This is a genomic window from Streptomyces sp. NPDC054840, assembly GCF_053611065.1.
This window is the reverse complement of sequence record NZ_JBSGZP010000105.1, coordinates 1-14949: the sequence shown is the minus strand read 5'-3', so window position 1 is coordinate 14949 and position 14949 is coordinate 1. Positions and strand designations below refer to the sequence as shown.

At 73.0% G+C, this 14949-nt stretch carries 11 protein-coding genes and 1 riboswitch; of the genes, 3 read left to right on the top strand and 8 right to left on the bottom strand.

Annotated elements, in window-relative coordinates; translation table 11 throughout:
- Positions 1 to 219 precede the first annotated feature (219 nt).
- The 3 genes from ACWGIU_RS10760 to ACWGIU_RS10750 all read right to left on the bottom strand — a co-directional run bounded on the left by ACWGIU_RS10760 (position 220) and on the right by ACWGIU_RS10750 (position 3822).
- A complete protein-coding gene (locus ACWGIU_RS10760) occupies positions 220 to 942 on the bottom strand; it encodes a transglycosylase family protein (protein ID WP_453704416.1) in 723 nt (240 codons plus the stop codon).
- 3 nt (positions 943 to 945) lie between these two features.
- Positions 946 to 1118: riboswitch (cyclic di-AMP (ydaO/yuaA leader) on the bottom strand.
- 276 nt (positions 1119 to 1394) lie between these two features.
- Complete coding sequence (locus tag ACWGIU_RS10755; protein ID WP_453704414.1) at positions 1395 to 2420, bottom strand: transglycosylase family protein; 1026 nt, start codon at positions 2418 to 2420, stop codon at positions 1395 to 1397.
- Between the two features lie 103 nt (positions 2421 to 2523).
- Positions 2524 to 3822, bottom strand: a complete 1299-nt coding sequence (locus ACWGIU_RS10750; RefSeq protein ID WP_453704412.1) for a cytochrome P450 family protein — start codon at positions 3820 to 3822, stop codon at positions 2524 to 2526.
- A 115-nt stretch (positions 3823 to 3937) separates the two neighbouring features.
- Here ACWGIU_RS10750 and ACWGIU_RS10745 point away from each other — a divergent pair, with 115 nt between their 5' ends.
- Positions 3938 to 5164 (top strand): globin domain-containing protein, encoded by a 1227-nt coding sequence (locus ACWGIU_RS10745; protein ID WP_453704410.1) that lies wholly within the window; start codon positions 3938 to 3940, stop codon positions 5162 to 5164.
- Positions 5165 to 5180: 16 nt separating this feature from the next.
- On the opposite strand, the gene ACWGIU_RS10740 is transcribed toward ACWGIU_RS10745, so the two are convergent.
- Together ACWGIU_RS10740 and ACWGIU_RS10735 are read right to left on the bottom strand one after the other, a co-directional pair.
- Complete coding sequence (locus ACWGIU_RS10740; RefSeq protein ID WP_453704408.1) at positions 5181 to 6194, bottom strand: nucleoside triphosphate pyrophosphohydrolase; 1014 nt, start codon at positions 6192 to 6194, stop codon at positions 5181 to 5183.
- 54 nt (positions 6195 to 6248) lie between these two features.
- A complete protein-coding gene (locus ACWGIU_RS10735) occupies positions 6249 to 6872 on the bottom strand; it encodes a SurA N-terminal domain-containing protein (RefSeq protein ID WP_453704406.1) in 624 nt (207 codons plus the stop codon).
- A 279-nt stretch (positions 6873 to 7151) separates the two neighbouring features.
- On the opposite strand from ACWGIU_RS10735, the gene ACWGIU_RS10730 reads away from it, so the two are divergent.
- Positions 7152 to 9587, top strand: a complete 2436-nt coding sequence (locus ACWGIU_RS10730; RefSeq protein ID WP_453704404.1) for a YfhO family protein — start codon at positions 7152 to 7154, stop codon at positions 9585 to 9587.
- On the opposite strand, the gene ACWGIU_RS10725 is transcribed toward ACWGIU_RS10730, so the two are convergent.
- The 3 genes from ACWGIU_RS10725 to ACWGIU_RS10715 all read right to left on the bottom strand — a co-directional run bounded on the left by ACWGIU_RS10725 (position 9571) and on the right by ACWGIU_RS10715 (position 13886).
- The gene (locus ACWGIU_RS10725) at positions 9571 to 11079 is read right to left on the bottom strand and encodes a protein kinase domain-containing protein (RefSeq protein WP_453704402.1); all 1509 of its coding nucleotides are present in this window, start codon (positions 11077 to 11079) and stop codon (positions 9571 to 9573) included. The two genes, ACWGIU_RS10730 and ACWGIU_RS10725, sit on opposite strands and share 17 nt — an antisense overlap.
- Positions 11076 to 11729 carry a hypothetical protein gene (locus ACWGIU_RS10720; protein ID WP_453704400.1) on the bottom strand — a complete coding sequence of 218 codons (654 nt, stop codon included), beginning with the start codon at positions 11727 to 11729 and terminating at the stop codon, positions 11076 to 11078. The genes ACWGIU_RS10725 and ACWGIU_RS10720 overlap by 4 nt, the downstream gene beginning before the upstream one ends.
- A 111-nt stretch (positions 11730 to 11840) precedes the next feature.
- Complete coding sequence (locus ACWGIU_RS10715; protein ID WP_453704398.1) at positions 11841 to 13886, bottom strand: N-6 DNA methylase; 2046 nt, start codon at positions 13884 to 13886, stop codon at positions 11841 to 11843.
- Between the two features lie 214 nt (positions 13887 to 14100).
- On the opposite strand from ACWGIU_RS10715, the gene ACWGIU_RS10710 reads away from it, so the two are divergent.
- The gene (locus ACWGIU_RS10710; protein WP_453704396.1) at positions 14101 to 14814 is read left to right on the top strand and encodes a hypothetical protein; all 714 of its coding nucleotides are present in this window, start codon (positions 14101 to 14103) and stop codon (positions 14812 to 14814) included.
- Positions 14815 to 14949 lie beyond the last annotated feature (135 nt).

Sequence of the window (14949 nt, the reverse complement as noted above, 5' to 3'; positions counted from 1 at the left end):
GAGCCTAACCGGATCCGGCGTCTGGGCAGCCCGACCGCCCGGACCCTGGGACGAAAAAGGGACCGAATACCCCTCTTCCGGGACATAGGTCGCTTGATCATCGGCCTTCGGGGGCCGCACGCGGCACCGCCCGACGCGTGGGTCACGCGCCGGGCGGCGGAAATCCTGCACGGGGTCAGCTGACGCCGTGTACATGTTCCTGCGGCTTTGCCGCAGTGTTCAGCTGAGCTTCAGCTTCTGACCCGGGAAGATCAGGTCGGCGTCCGACACGATGTCCTTGTTCAGCTCGAACAGCTTCTGCCAGCCGCCCTTGACACCGTTGGTCTCGGCGATGGTGCCCAGGGTGTCGCCCGACTTGACCTCGTACGAGCCGTTGCCGGTCTTCGGCGCGACCGGAGCCTCGGCGCGCTCGGAGCGGGTGGTCGGAGCCTCGGGGCGCTTGGTCTCCTGCTTCGGCGCGGCCTTGGTCTCGGTCTTCTTGGTCTCGGTCTTCTTCGTCTCGGCCTTGGGCTTCGACTGCGGCTTCGACGCCGGGGCCGCGGCGCCGCCACCGGCGTAGGAGGAGCTCGACAGACCCTTGCCGCAGGACGGCCAGGCGCCCTTGCCCTGGCTCTTGAGGACCTTCTCCGCGACGGCTATCTGCTGGGCCTTGGTGGCCTGGTTGGCCTGCGCGGCGTAGGACTTGCCGCCGAAGCCGGACCACGTGGAGGGCGAGAACTGCAGGCCGCCGTAGTAGCCGTTGCCCGTGTTGATGGCCCAGTTGCCACCGGACTCGCACTGCGCGACCTTGTCCCACTCGGACGCGGTGGCGGCGCTGGCGGTGCCCGCGGCCATCAGGGGGGCGGCCACGGCCACGCCGGCGACACCGGCGAGCGTGACGATCCGGACAGACCGCTCGATTGCAGTACCGCGACGGTGCTTGCCCTTGCCGGAAAGCAGCATGGAGTTTCTCCTCACCGACGCCTACGAGGTGAGCTGTCGGGTTCGGGCGAGTGAGTTGCCCGGCCGTGCGACCTAGCGCACGTCTTGACCCCAAGCCGGTGGCGTGACCGTCTCTCAACGGCCGCTCCCGGCACCTACCTTGGTTCCCCCGCTCCTGCCTTCGGCGCTTGACGCGACGACTGTTCCCTCCGTCCGCCGGCAGGATTCGGCGATGCGGTCGAAGGAGCTCGCGGTGGCGAGCGATTCAGAAGGTAGACAGGTCTCTCCCCGATGTTCAACGAGCAACATCGGGGAGAAACGGCCCCTACTTGCGCTCCCCGCAGCGGTGTTTGCGCAGGTGAGGGCGGGGTTTGCGCAATGCCCGGGACGGGACACGCCAGTTGACCCGAAGAGACACATGTCTCACTTACAGAAATCCGACATTCAACTCTTTACGGGTAACTGAACTGTCCTTATTCGGCGGTTAGATCCAGGTTCTGACCGGGCTTGATGAGGTTGGCGTCCTCGCCGATCACCTGCTCATTGGCCTGGTAGAGACCGTTCCAGCCCCCCTTTACACCCTTGGCAACCGCGATGGTCGCCAGGCTGTCGCCCGCCTGGACCGTGTAGACGGGCTTCGACGCGGCGTCAGGCAGAGCCGACGGACCGGACTCCGGCGCACCGCGGTGCTTGCCGCTGCCCTCGACAGGAGTGGTCCCGGTGGTCTGCGGGACCGCCGGGGCCGCAGGGCCGTTCGGGTCGACCGGGGGCAGTCCCGGCGTGACGGGCGAGGTGGTGGGCGGCACGGTCGGGTGCGTGGGCAGCGTCGGGTCGACGGGGTTGGCCGGCGTACCGGTCGGACCGCCGGGCAGGACCGGAGCCGTCGGGTCGGCCGGGGGCGTCGTCGGGATGTCCGGCGCGGGCATGACGGGCAGTCCGATGGAGGGGGCGTCGGGAATCAGGTAGGGGGTGCTGGACGGGCTCGGAGCCGGGGTCGGCGACCCGTAGTCCGTGGACGGCTTGCCGCCCCGGGCCGACGGAACGGCGTCGTCCGGGCGGGACGGCGCGGGGGCCAGCGGGCCCTGGCCGCCGGGCAGACCGGGGTCCACCTTCGCGGCGGGGCCCTCCTGGACCAGGCCGGCGGAGGCCGCGCACAGCGGCCACGCCTGCGGTCCCGTGGAGCCCAGCACCCGCTCGGCCACCGCGATCTGCTGGGAGCGGCTCGCCAGGTCCGGGCGCTCGGCGAACTCGAGCCCGCCGGCGCTCTGCCACTCCTCCTGGGTGAACTGGAGTCCGCCGTAGGCACCGCTGCCGAAGTTGGCGCTCCAGGAGCCGCCGCTCTCGCACTCGGCGACCTTGTCCCACGTGGACGTGTCGGCGGCGGTGGCGCTGGTGGCGGCCAGCAGAGGCATGGCCAGCGCAGAGCCAGTGACTCCGGCTGTGACGACCAGCGCGGGGACCTGGCGGGGGCGTCTGTGACGGCCGTTCCCGGAGAGCATGAGCGATCACCTTTCGCATAACAGCGGGGTAACGGCAGAACCTAGCGGCCTTCGAACGATTGTCACAAGTTCAAGCCGGACCTGACTTTTCATCAGGTTTCGCTCAAGTGTTTTGAGCCGCGAATCGAACGGGAAGAGTACGTAGCCCTCGCATGATCAACCCCCCGCGCCAGCGCAGGTCTTGGGGCGGAACAGCCAGTTCCAGATCGGGCAGACGCGTCAGCAAAGTCGCGAGCGCCGTTTGGCCTTCGAGCCGGGCGAGCGGGGCACCCACGCAGTAGTGGATGCCGTGCCCGTATCCGAGGTGCTGGTTGTCGGTCCGGGAGAGGTCGAGGGTATCCGGGTCCGCGAAGCGCTCCGGATCCCGGTCGGCGGCGGCGAGGACGACGAGCACCGGATCACCCACCTCGATCCGCATGCCGCCGAGGGTCAGCGGCTCGGTGGCGAACCGCCAGGTGGCCAGCTCCACCGGGCCGTCGTACCGCAGCAGTTCCTCGACCCCGGTGGCCAGCAGTCCGCTCTCCCCGGCGGCGAGGGAGAGCTGGAGGCGCTCGCGCTGTCCGGGGTTCATGAAGAGGGAGTGCACCCCGTTGCCGATGAGATTCACGGTGGTCTCGAAACCGGCGAAAAGCAGGATGAAGGCCATGGCGGTGGCCTCGCCCTCCGTCAGATGATCCCCGTGGTCGCTCGCCCGGATCAGGTCGGAGATCAGGTCGTCACCCAGATCATCCCTTTTGCGGTGGATGAGTTCACCGAGGTAGGTCCGCATCTGCTTCACCGACCGGGCCACCCCGCCGCGCGGGCCGCCACCGTGGCGGATCATCATGCCGGCCCAGTCACGGAAGTCGTCCTGGTCCTCGCGCGGCACCCCGAGCATCTCGCAGATGGCGTAGATGGGGAGCGGGAAGGCGAACTCGTGAATGAGATCAGCCTCACCTTTCCCCGCGAAGGCGTCGATCAGGTGGTCGGTGAGCGCCTGCACCCGAGGGGCGAACTCGGCGACCCTGCGCGGGGTGAACGCCTTGGACACCAGCCGCCGCAGCCGGGTGTGGTCCGGCGGGTCGATGTTGAGCAGGTGCGTCATCAGCTCCGCCTTGCGCTCCCCCGGGATCCCGGTCTTGCCCTTGGCGTGCGCGGGCTCCGCGTGGTGCGCCGGGTTCTTGCTGAGCCGCTGGTCGGCCAGGGCCTGACGGGCGTCGGCGTACCGGGTGACGAGCCAGGCCTCGACCCCGCTGGGCAGCTTGGTGCGGTGCACGGGGGCGTGCTCGCGCAGCCAGGCGTAGGCCGGGTAGGGGTCGGTCGCGAACTCCCAGTCGAAGAGGGTGGGGCCCTCGGTGGAAGGGATGTCGGCGGAAGTGTCCGCGGGGGTTTCGGCGGGGGTTCGGGGGGTCTGCTCATGCACCTGATGACCGTATCCCGGCGCCGAGCCACCATCCGATATGAGTGATTCGTCGCGGCTGTCCGTAGATCGGCCATCTCTTGACCTGAACTTCTCCGGCATTCCTACTTTCGGTTTTGTGGATGTCAGGATCTTGAAGAGCAGTTTCGCGGTGGTGGAGCGACGGGCCGAGCACGCCGTCAAGTTCTTCTACTCCCACCTCTTCTGGCACAACCCCGGAGTCCGCGCCCTCTTCCCGGACTCCCTCCACGACATGGAACGCCAGCGGGACCGGCTCTTCGCCGCGCTCACCCACGTGATCGCCCACCTCGACGACGAGACCCTCGGCCCTTACCTGCGCGACCTGGGACGCGACCACCGAAAGTTCCTGGTCCGCCCCGAGCACTACGCTGCCGTCGGCGCCAGCCTGCTCGCCGCACTCGCGGAGACCTCCGGCGGGGCGTGGACCCCACTCGTCGAGAAGGCCTGGGCCGAGGCCTACCAGGTGATGGCCGACGCGATGACGGCCGGCGCCGCCACGGGCGAGGGCCCGCCGTGGTGGGACGCGGAGGTCGTGCGCCACCTCCGTTACGGACCGGACATAGGCGTCCTGACGCTGCGGCCGCACGCCCCCTTCCCCTATCTTCCCGGCCAGTACACGAGCGTGAGCAGCGAACGTCTCCCGACGACCTGGCGCACCTACTCCATCGGCAACGCCCCCCGCCCCGACGGCACCCTCGACCTGCACGTCAGCCGGGTCGACGGGGGCCGGCTGAGCACGACCCTGGTCCGCGAGACCCGGCCGGGCGACGTGCTGCGGCTCGGCGCCGCCGGCGGGCAGCTGACCTTCCGCCGCGACGACCGCCCGGTCAGCCTCATCGCCGCCGGCACCGGCTGGGCGCCGATCCGGGCCCTGGTGGAGGATCTCGCGGAGCGCCCTCCCGATCAGGACGTACGGCTCTTCGTGGTGGCGCGGGACGGCGCGCACCTCTACGACCGCCCGCTCATCGACGCGTACGCCGCCCGCTGCTGCCGGCTCGCCGTCACCTACATCACGCCCGCCCCCGGGCAGCACCGCAACCAGGCCACCGACCGGCTCGCGACCGCACTGGGCAACCGGGGCCTGTGGCCGGACCAGGACGTCTACCTCAGCGGTCCGCCGCAGTTCATCGACGAGACCGCCCACCTGCTCCAGGAGCTGGGCGCCCGTCCCGCCCGTCTCTTCCACGACGCGGTTCCGGCCCCGAGCCACGGGTACGGGGAGCGCCCGCTGGGCTTCGGCGAGTGGTTCCTGGACCGCCCGGCCTCCCAGTGGCACAACCCCTCGGCCCGTGCGCCCAGGGAGTACGAGGAACGGGACGTATGAGGAACGGGACGGGCCGCTACTCGCCCGGCTCCGCGAGGCCCTCGGCCGCCCGGATGGCGTCCCGGTAGGCGCGGGCCGCCGCGCGCAGCGCGGTCTCAGGGTCGGTCCCCGCCGCCTCGGCGCGTGCCGCGAGCTCCAGCAGCTCGTACCCGATGCCCTCGCCGCGGGGCAGATCCACGGCCACGCCGCCGGTACGGGCCCGGCCCGCGAGCTTGGCCGCGAGCGCCAGACCGGGCTGGCCCACCGGGATCCCGTCGGTGACCGACTCCCGCCGCTTCTCCACCGCCTTGGTGCGCTGCCAGTGCGCGCTGACGTCCTCCGGGGTCTCGGCCTGCGCGTCGCCGAAGACGTGCGGGTGCCGGTGGATCAGCTTCGTGACGAGCGCCCCGGCCACGTCGTCGATGGAGAAGGCCTCGTCGGGATCCTCGTACTCCTCGGCGATCCGGGCGTGGAAGACCACCTGGAGCAGTACGTCGCCGAGCTCCTCGCGCAGTTCCTCCCGGTCCCCGTCCTCGATGGCCTCGACCAGCTCGTACGCCTCCTCGATCGCGTACTTGGCCAAGCCCCGGTGGGTCTGCCGGGAGGTCCACGGGCACTCGCGCCGGACCCGGTCCATCACCTGGACCAGGTCGAGCAGCCGCGCGCCCGGCAGGTCGTACGAGCCCGGCAGGAGTTCCAGGTCGGGCATGGAGACCCGGCCCGAGCCGGCCAGCCGGGCCAGCCCGTCGGTGAGCCGCCGGTCACCCTCGCCGCCCGGGAGCACCACGACCGTACGGCCGCCCGCGCAGGCCTCGACCAGCGCGTGCGCGTCCGGGCTCTCGAACACGACCTCGATGCCCGCCTCCCGCAGGTACGGCAGCTGCGGGTGCCCGGGGTCGGCACACAGCACCCGGTCCGCGGCGTGCAGGGTCTGCCACGCCGGCCAGGACAGCACGCCGGGGGCGACCCGGTGGCTGGTGGTCAGCAGGACGATGCGGCCCGTGGGCTCGTCGGCGTCGGCGGTGGCGGTGGGTTCGGAGTGGTCGGTCACCCTCCGAACCTACCTCCGACGCGCCGGCCCACGGTCCGCGGGGAGCCCGGAGCGTCAGGCTCCGGCGGGGGCGGCCTCGGGCCGCGTCCGCTGGGTGATCCAGGGCGTCTCCCCGGTGCCGAGCTTGATCTCCCTGGCGTCCCAGGCGCCGTAGCGCGGGTTCACCTCGATGTGCAGGGCCTCGACGGCGGCGCGGGCCGGCTCCTCCAGCTTCCCGGCTCCGTACTTGGCGGTCAGGGCCGTGAGGAGCACCCGGTCCCGGAGGAAGCGGTCGACCTGGCCGGGGGCCATGGCCCCCTTCTGCAGGAGCAGTGCCTCGAACTGCTCGTTGCCGCCGTTCTCGTCGACGTACGCCTTGCGTTCGTCCTCGATGCTCTTCCGGGTGGCCGTGAGCCCGGCGGTGTCGGCCATCTTGTCGATGATCCGGCTCTGGAGGAGGGCGTCGAGCTTCTGCCGTTCCAGGTGGGGAGTGCCGGCGATGAGTTCGGCGGCGGCCTGCCCGGAACGGTTCTGCGCCGCGCGCACGTCGTTCACCTGGGCCTGGAGCGCGGAGGTGGTGATCCGTTCGCCGCCCACGACGGCCGCGGTGCCGGGGCGCGGTTCGCCCGAGCAGGCGGACAGCAGGGGCGCCGCCACGAGCAGGGCGGCGGAGACGGAGAGCGCTGTGCGACGGTGCAAAGGAGCCTCCAGGGCCGGGAGATTGTGCGTCGGTGCACAAAGGGCCGTGCGGTGATCGATGTTATGAGGTCACGGTGATCCGGACCACCGGTTCGACCAACGATTCGCGCGCGGACGGAACACGCACCGTTCATAAGGGAGCCGGCGGGCTCCCGTGGGTCCGGCGCGCCACCCGTCACCCATCCTGGGTACCCCGCCGCCCGGACGACGGCCCGGATCGGCCACCGGCAACCCTGAGGCCATCCTTCGGTCACCCGGCACTGCCAAGGTCGGCCCACCATGTCGACCACGCACCGCTCGCCGCGCTCCTTGCCGCCCACCGCGCCGCGTCCCGCACCGCGCCGCCCTCCGCGCCGCCGGAGTGGGCTCGGCTCGGGGCTCGCCGCCCTGCTCACGGCGGTGGCCGTGTGCGCCGGGGACGCCGCCGCCCGCGTGTTCCCCTACGGACCGCGCCACCGCAGCGTCAACGACCTCGGCAACCAGTTCGTCCCCTTCCACGCGCAGCTGTGGGACCTCCTGCACGGCCGCGCGGAAGGCGGGCTGCTGTTCAACTGGCGCTCCGGTTACGGCATGAGCTTCCTGCCGGACCTGGGCACCTACCTGACCAGCCCCTTCGCCGTCCTCGTCGGGCTCTTCCCGCGCACGGACATCGACCTCGCCGTGTACGTCGTCACCGTGCTCAAGATGTCGGCCGCGGCGGCGGCGACGGCCTGGCTGCTGCGCACGCAGCGCCGCGGGCCCTGGTGGGCGGCCGGGCTGCTGGGGGCCTCGTACGCGCTGTGCGGCTGGTCGGTGATCGAGGCCTCGTACAACCCGATGTGGCTGGACGGGCTGATCGCCTTCCCCCTCCTGTGCCTGACCGGCGAATGGGCCCTGCGCGGGCGCCGGATCCTGCTGGCGCCGCTGGTCGTCGCGGTCTGCTGGACGGCGAACTTCTACACCGCCTACATGGCGACGCTGGGTGCGGCGCTGGTGCTCCTGGTACGGGTGATGCTGACCCGGGAGGGCGTGCGCACCCGGCTGTCGGTGATCGCGCGGGGCGCGGGGACGACCGTGCTCGGGATCGCGCTCGCGGCGCCCGTGCTCCTGCCGCTCTTCCTCAGCTCCGGACAGGCGTACCCGGGGTGGGACAGGGAGTTCGCGCCGGTGTCCTGGGCGGACCTGTTCGCGCGGCTGCTGCCGGTGACGTACTCCTTCTCCTCCCCCGCCGTGTTCGTGGGCACCGGAACCCTGCTGCTGTTGGCCGCCCTGCCCTTCCACCGGGCGGTCCCCGCGCGCACCCGGCTGTGGTGGGCGGGGCTGACCATAACCGTGGCGCTCTCCCTCCAGTGGGCGCCCACGCACCTGGCCTGGCACCTCTTCGCCACCCCGAACGGAAGCCCTTACCGGCAGACCTTCGTGCTGGCCGGGATCGCCGTGATCGCCGCCTGGACCGGGCTGGCCGCCGGCCTGCCGCGGCTTCCGGCGCTGGCGGCGGGTGCGGGCGTACTGGCGGCCGCCGTGCTGTGGGCGTACGACAGCCCGCTGGTGACGGCGGCGGGCTACACGCTGTTCGGCGGCGGGCTGGCGCTGGCGGGTGCGGCCTGGTGGGCGCTGCGCCACCGCCGGCTCGTACGGCCGGCGGCCGGGCTGCTCGCCCTGGTCCTGCTGGCGCAGGCCGCCGCCACCACCGCCCACGGCCACCGGGGCAAGCTGGGCGGCCTGGACGACTACCCGTCCTGGGGGCCGGCGCACACCGCGCGCGCCGACGCCCTGGCCGCCGCCGAGGGCTGGCCCGCGTACCGCACCGACCCGGGGCGGCCCGCCCTGACGGGCAACGACCCGCTGCTGCTCGGCGGCGAGGGCGGCTCGTACTACAGCAGCCACACCCCGGACGTGTTCACCCGCACGATGGTCGCGCTCGGGGCGGGCTGGACCTCGCGCGGACGCAACGTACAGAGCATCGACAACCCGGTGACGGACGCCGTCTTCGCGGTGGGCGCCCGTCTGCGGCCCGACGGCACGGTCCGCCGCGCCGAGGTGCCCCCGCTGGTGACGACCCGCCCGCCCGGCGCCGCCGTCTCCTACGCCGACGACTCCCCCTTCGCCAACCAGGAGGCACTGCTGGGCGCCCGGGTGTACGAGGACCCGCTCCCGCCCGGGGCCTGCCGCGCGGGCACGGAGGCCTACCTGTGGGCCCCCGAGTACAACGCGACGGCCCGCCTCGCGGACGGCCCCGCCTTCCGCCTGAACGGCAACGCCCCCCGCAACCGGGCGGCCCTCCAGCCGCTCGGCCCCTCCCGCGGGGCCTCCTCGGCCCTGGTCTTCGACGCCGCCCCGCCCCCGCGGTGGGCCCTTTCCTGCCTGGACCGGACGCGGCTCGACACCGCGGTGGCCGGCCTGCGGGCCACGGCGGCGACCTCGGTCCGGGTCGGGTCGTCCGAGGTCCACGCCACGCTCCCGCCGGGCACGACGGGCACGGCGGTCCTCTCGGTCCCCGCGATCGCCGGCTGGACCTGCAACGGCCGCCCGGCCGCCGCCCACCTGGGCCTCGTGGCGATCCCGCTCTCCCCCGGCACCACCCGGGTGAGCTGCGCGTTCCGCCCGCCGGGTCTGGTTCCGGGACTGGCGATCGCGGCGGCCGCGCTCGGGATCCTGCTGGTCGCCACCTTGCGGGTGCGGCGGGCCAGGCGTCCGGCGGGCGGAGCGGTGGAGGAGCTCAGCGGACCTGGCTGAGCCAGTGCAGGGTGCGGCGAATCTCGGCCGGGAAGGGGTGGGCCGGGCCGTGCAGCCGTTCCGCGTCGAACAGGAGCCGGGCCAGGGTGTCGTGGGCCGCCTGGCGGTCGCCGAGGGAGAGCAGCAGGTGGGCTATCCGGCGGCGGACCTCCAGCGGCAGGCCCGGGTCCGGGTTGGCGTAGTGGTTCTCGAAGAACGGGAGCAGCGAGCGGTACTCCGCCAGGGCGGCGGCCGGCTCGCCGAGTTGCTCCAGGCACTGGGCCGAGTCGTAACGGAAGCGCAGCGACTGGGGGTCACCGGCCGGGAACTCCTCGGCGAGGCGGCGCAGTTCCGGAAGGGCGCGCCGGTACTGGCCGTCGTCCATGAGCGTGGCGGCGTACTGCTTGCGCAGGGAGCGGACCACAGGGGAGTGCTCCCCGTGCTCGGCGGCCGCCGCCGGGAGGATGCCGCCGAGGATGTCCACGGCCTGGGTGAGCCGTCCCTCGTCCAGGAGCTTGCGGGCCTCGTCCACGGCGCCGGGGACATCGGCCTTCGGCGGCGCGGGCGGGCTGCTCGGCCGCGGGGGGACGGCCGCGGCCCGGTCCGGCCAGGGCGCCTGCGGGCGCAGGAAGGGCCGGGTCGGGTCGAGCGGGCCGGACGGAGTACGGCTGTCGCGGGCGGGCAGCAGCGGGGCCAGGGCCTCGTAGACCTCCTGGGCGGAGGAAGGCCGGTCCTGCGGGTCCTTGGCGAGGAGGTGGAGCAGGAGCTTCTCCAGCTCCGGCGGGATCTCCGGGCGCATCTGGCGGACCGGGAGCGGAGGCTCGTACAGGTGGCGGTGCAGGACCCCGAGGGCGGTGGATCCGGCGAAGGGGACGTTTCCGCTGAGGAGTTCGTACAGCAGCACGCCGAGGGCGTACAGGTCGGTGTACGGGCCCACGGCTCCGCCCATGGCCTGCTCGGGCGCCATGTAGGCGGGGCTGCCGATGGGCGAGCCGGTGCTGGTGAGGCGGGTGGTGTCGGTGTCCATCACCGAGGCCACGCCGAGGTCCAGGACGAGCACGGTGCCGTCGGGGCGGACCATCACGTTGCGCGGCTTCAGGTCCCGGTGCACGATCGGCACCGCGTGCACGGCCGACAGGACCGAGCACAGCTGCGCGACGACGGCGACCGCCCACTGCCAGGGGTAGGGGTCGTGCTCGGCGAGGTGGTCGGCGAGGTCGGCGCCCTCCACGTAGCCCATGACGAGGAAGAGTTCGTCGCCGTCGCTGCCCGCGTCGTGCACGGTGACCAGGCCGGGGTGGTCGACCTGCGCGGTGACCCGGCACTCGCGTACGAAGCGGCGGCGCAGCTCCTCGGCGACCGTGCCGGGGCCGGCGACCTTGTCGGGGCGCAGCAGTTTCACGGCGACCCGGCGGTCGAGGCGCCGGTCGTAGGCGGTCCAGACCTGGCCCATGCCGCCCTGGCCGAGGACGGTCGCGAGCTGGTAGCGGTCGCCGATGAGCCGGTCGGTCACTGCTGCGGGTCCTGGAACGGGGTCTGGTGGGGATCGTGGCGGGGTCCCCCGGCCGGCGGGGTCTGCTTGCGCAGCAGCTCGCTGAGCTCGTCGAGCTCGGCACGGACCTGCCCGATGCGCGGGGGCGGGGTCGGCTGCGGCGGCACCTGCGGAGGTGCCGGGACCGGCGTCGGGGTCGGGACCGGCGTCGGGGTGGAGGGCCGGGTGGTGGCCGTGGCGGGCGGGTACCCGTAGGCGGGTCCGGACGACTGCGGGTGGGCGTACGGAGCGGACTGCGCCGGGTACCACTGCGCGGTCGGGGCCGTCCGCCGGGCCTCGTGGTGCTTGATGTCGGCGACGAGGAAGTACACGCAGATCGCGAAGCCGGTGAAGATCGAGCCGCCGGCCCCCAGGTTGCCCTGCCAGCCGTTGACGTCGGGCGTGGGGTCGATCTGGATGAGCGTCATCCACACGACGGCGAGCACACCGCTGACCACCATCAGCGCCCAGTCACGGGACTTGCGGGTGACCAGGGCGAGTCGCAGCAACGAACCCCAGGCGAGGAAACCGCAGCTGAGGATGGGCAGCAGCACGAACACCACGCGCAATGCCATCACACCCCCGGAATCGGACTGGGGGCCGTGCTGCGGCGGAAGGCCGGGGCCGTGCATCGCTGCTCCTGACGGGCCGTGCGGAAGACGTTTCGGGTCTGAGGGTATACAGCGTTCCCGGCCAGGGGTGAGGGGATGCGCGCAACCGTTGCACGCTCGCTGCACGGCCGTTCACTCCGGCGTGACCGTGCCGTCCGAGAGGCCGTCGTGGAAACCCTGCACGAGTTGTTCGCCGAGCCGCCCCGCCAGCCGTAGCGCGTCCTCGAACTCGGCGAGCGCCCGGAAGCGCAGCCCGTAGCTCTGCTGCTGCGCCAGGGGCAGCCGGGGCAGCTGGAGCCTGCGGACGTCGAGCCGGGTGACGGTGGAGGCATGACTGCTGGCGCGGCGGGTGTTGGCGGTGCCGCGCAGGAATCCGGCCAGGAACCACGGGTCGAGGGCGGCCGGGTCGGGGCGCAGCAGGGCCAGGCCCCGGCCCGGTACCGCGCCCGCGGTGGCCTCGTCGACGACCCGGGCGACGGCGGCGCCGCCGACGAGGGGGACGAGGACGTCACCGGGGGCGGTGAGCAGGGGCTCGTCGGCGGTGGGGGCCAGGGTGCCGGAGGGGCCCCCTCCGGTGTAGACGTCCTGTTCGGTGAGGACGGGGGCCGAGCCGGTTCCGCCGCCGCTGCCGGTGTGCAGTTCCAGGGCGCCGGCGCGGGCCAGTTCGCCGACGGTGGTCATCGGCGGCCTGGCCGTACCCCCGGCGGGTGCCACCGCGGCCGGCGGGGTGAGCCGGGCGGCCCTGCCGAGGGTCTCGCCGAGCCGCTCCCGTACGGCGCTCAGCTCGGCGGGACCGCCCCCGGCGGCCGGCGGGGGCAGGTGGCGGGCGGGGGTCAGGTCCACGTCGTCGTCCAGCAGCTCGATGACGGGGACGACGCGGCTGACACCCGGCTCCTCGGCCACCGAGCCGGTGCGGTCGTACGCGCTCCAGGCGTTCTCCACCGCGTCGTGCACGGCGGGCCACACGGAACGGAGTTGAGCGTCGGCGGCGAGGGCCGCGGTGTCGATGAGCAGCAGCCCGGCCGGGGGCGCCGCGTGCGGGGCGGGCCGGCGCAGCACCCACAGGTGCAGGGGGATCCCGTACGGGGGCGCCGCGCCGGCCGGGAGCGCGACGACGGCCCGCAGCGCGCCGCGGCGCAGCAGGTCGGCGCGGATGCGGCGGCCGGATCGGCGGGCGGCGACGGCGGGCGGCATGAGCAGTACGGCGATGCCGCCCTCGCGCAGGTGGGCCAGGGCGTGCTGGATCCAGGCGAGTTCGGATTCCGTGCGGGCCGGGAAGCCGTACTCCCAGCGCGGGTCGTAGGCCAGTTCCTCGTGGCCCCAGCCGCGTTCGTTGAACGGCGGGTGGCAGAGCACGGCGTCGACGGTGTCCTGGGCGAAGGCGTCGGCCCGCAGGCTGTCGGCGGCGGCGGCGCGGACCTCGGGCGTTCCGTTCAGGGCGAGGCGCAGGGCGGCGAGGGCGGCGAGTTCGGGCGCGGAGTCCTGCGCGTACAGGGCGGTGGCGCCGGGGACGGCCCGCAGCAGGGTGCCGGTGCCGCAGGCGGGGTCGAGGACGGTGCGGGAGGAGGGCCCGGCGAGGGCGGCCATGAGCCCGGCGAGGCCGTCCGGGGTGAGCGTGTACTGGCGGGGGTTGGCGTCGAGGTGGCGCCCGAGGAGGAACTCGAAGGCCTGGCGGGCCCCGAGCTCGGCGGCGAGTTCGGCGGCGGCCCGCAGCAGGGGCATGGCGGCCGGGCGCAGCGGGATCTCGGCGAGCGCGTGGGCGGGGCCGAGGCGCGCGCCGAGCACCTGGTCCAGGACGGGCCGCAGCAGGGTGGCCATGCGCTCGTCGGAGACGGCGGTCAGCTCCAGCCAGTCGGCGGGCCGGTCCCGTACGACGAGCAGGGCCCCGCCCGCCTTGACGAGCGCGCTGACGGCTCCGCCGGGGTGGGCGGTGATCTGCTGCCAGACGCGTTCGCGCAGCGGGACCTCGGCGAGCTTGCCCTGGGTGCGCAGCCAGTGCTCCACCTCGTCCAGGGAGAAGGAGGGGCTGGTCTCGGTGCCGCCGACGGGCTTGGGGAAGTCGGCGTGGCGGCGCCGCCAGTTGCTCACGGCCGCGCGGCCGACCCCGGCCAGGCGGGCGACCTCGGCCGCGGTGACCTCTGCTGCGGCCTTCTCTGCTGCGGCGTTCTCCTCGGGCATGCCGGGGAGCATACCCGCTCACACCCAAGAGACCGATTCACAGCGTGAACTCAAAAACTTTCGTGAACGATGTTGACTCGGTTCACGAGAATCTGCTCTGATCGGTACGTCTTCACCACCGGATCGCCGCGACCTACCCTGAGCGGAATATAAACTTCCGCTTCTCCTTCGATCCTCTAATACCTCCCCCTCCAGAAGCCCGAGAGAGTCCCCCATGCGCACCGCTCACCGCTTCACCGCCACCGCCGCCCTCGCCTGCGCCGCCGCCCTCGGCCTCACCGGATGCTTCGCCTCGGGCCCGTTCGCGGAACTGTCCGGCTCCGAGGTGGCGGACAAGTCCGTGGACGCCCTGCGCGGCGCCGCCTCGCTCACCGTCAGCGGCAAGGTCTGGGACGAGGGCAAGCCGCTGGAGCTGAACATGGCCGTCAGCAAGTCCGGCGACTGCCGGGGCACGATCGCCGGCCAGGAGGGCTCCTTCGAGCTGATCCGCACATCCGAGTTCGTGTTCATCAAGGCGGACGAGCCCTTCTACCGCTCCCAGATGAAGGACCTGCCCAAGGCGGAGGCGGACGAGGCGGTCAAGCAGCTGGCGGGGCACTGGCTGAAGTCGAAGGCCTCGGACGCCGACTCGAAGGAGATCGCCGCCCTGTGCGACCTGGACGAACTGCTGAAGGAGTTCGACGACAGCAAGGGCGCGGAGAAGGGGAAGGTCACCTCGGTCGACGGCCAGAAGGCCCTCACCCTGACCACGAAGACCGCGGAGGGCACCGAGACCCTGCTGGTGGCCACCGAGGGCAAGCCGTACCTGCTCAAGGCGAGCGTCACCGGCAAGGAGCCGGCCGAGGTCTCCTTCACCGGCATCGACAAGCCGGTGAACGCCGAGGCCCCGACCGGCAAGGACGTCATCGACGCCGACCAGCTGGGCTGAGCCACGCACGCGGAAACGGCCGTGGGGGGGGGCCGGGGGGGGGCCCCCCCCCCCGGGCGGGCCCCGAGCGGGCGCACGGCCTGGTGGTGGTAGGTCGGGACCTGCGCCTCCTCCGGGACCAGGTCCGCGTACCGG

Coding starts and splice junctions, on each gene's coding strand:
- ACWGIU_RS10760 (WP_453704416.1), bottom strand. CDS start 942: ATGCTGCTTTCCGGCAAGGGCAAGCACCGTCGCGGTACTGCAATCGAG.
- ACWGIU_RS10755 (WP_453704414.1), bottom strand. CDS start 2,420: ATGCTCTCCGGGAACGGCCGTCACAGACGCCCCCGCCAGGTCCCCGCG.
- ACWGIU_RS10730 (WP_453704404.1), top strand. CDS start 7,152: ATGTCGACCACGCACCGCTCGCCGCGCTCCTTGCCGCCCACCGCGCCG.
- ACWGIU_RS10720 (WP_453704400.1), bottom strand. CDS start 11,729: ATGCACGGCCCCGGCCTTCCGCCGCAGCACGGCCCCCAGTCCGATTCC.
- ACWGIU_RS10715 (WP_453704398.1), bottom strand. CDS start 13,886: ATGCCCGAGGAGAACGCCGCAGCAGAGAAGGCCGCAGCAGAGGTCACC.
- ACWGIU_RS10710 (WP_453704396.1), top strand. CDS start 14,101: ATGCGCACCGCTCACCGCTTCACCGCCACCGCCGCCCTCGCCTGCGCC.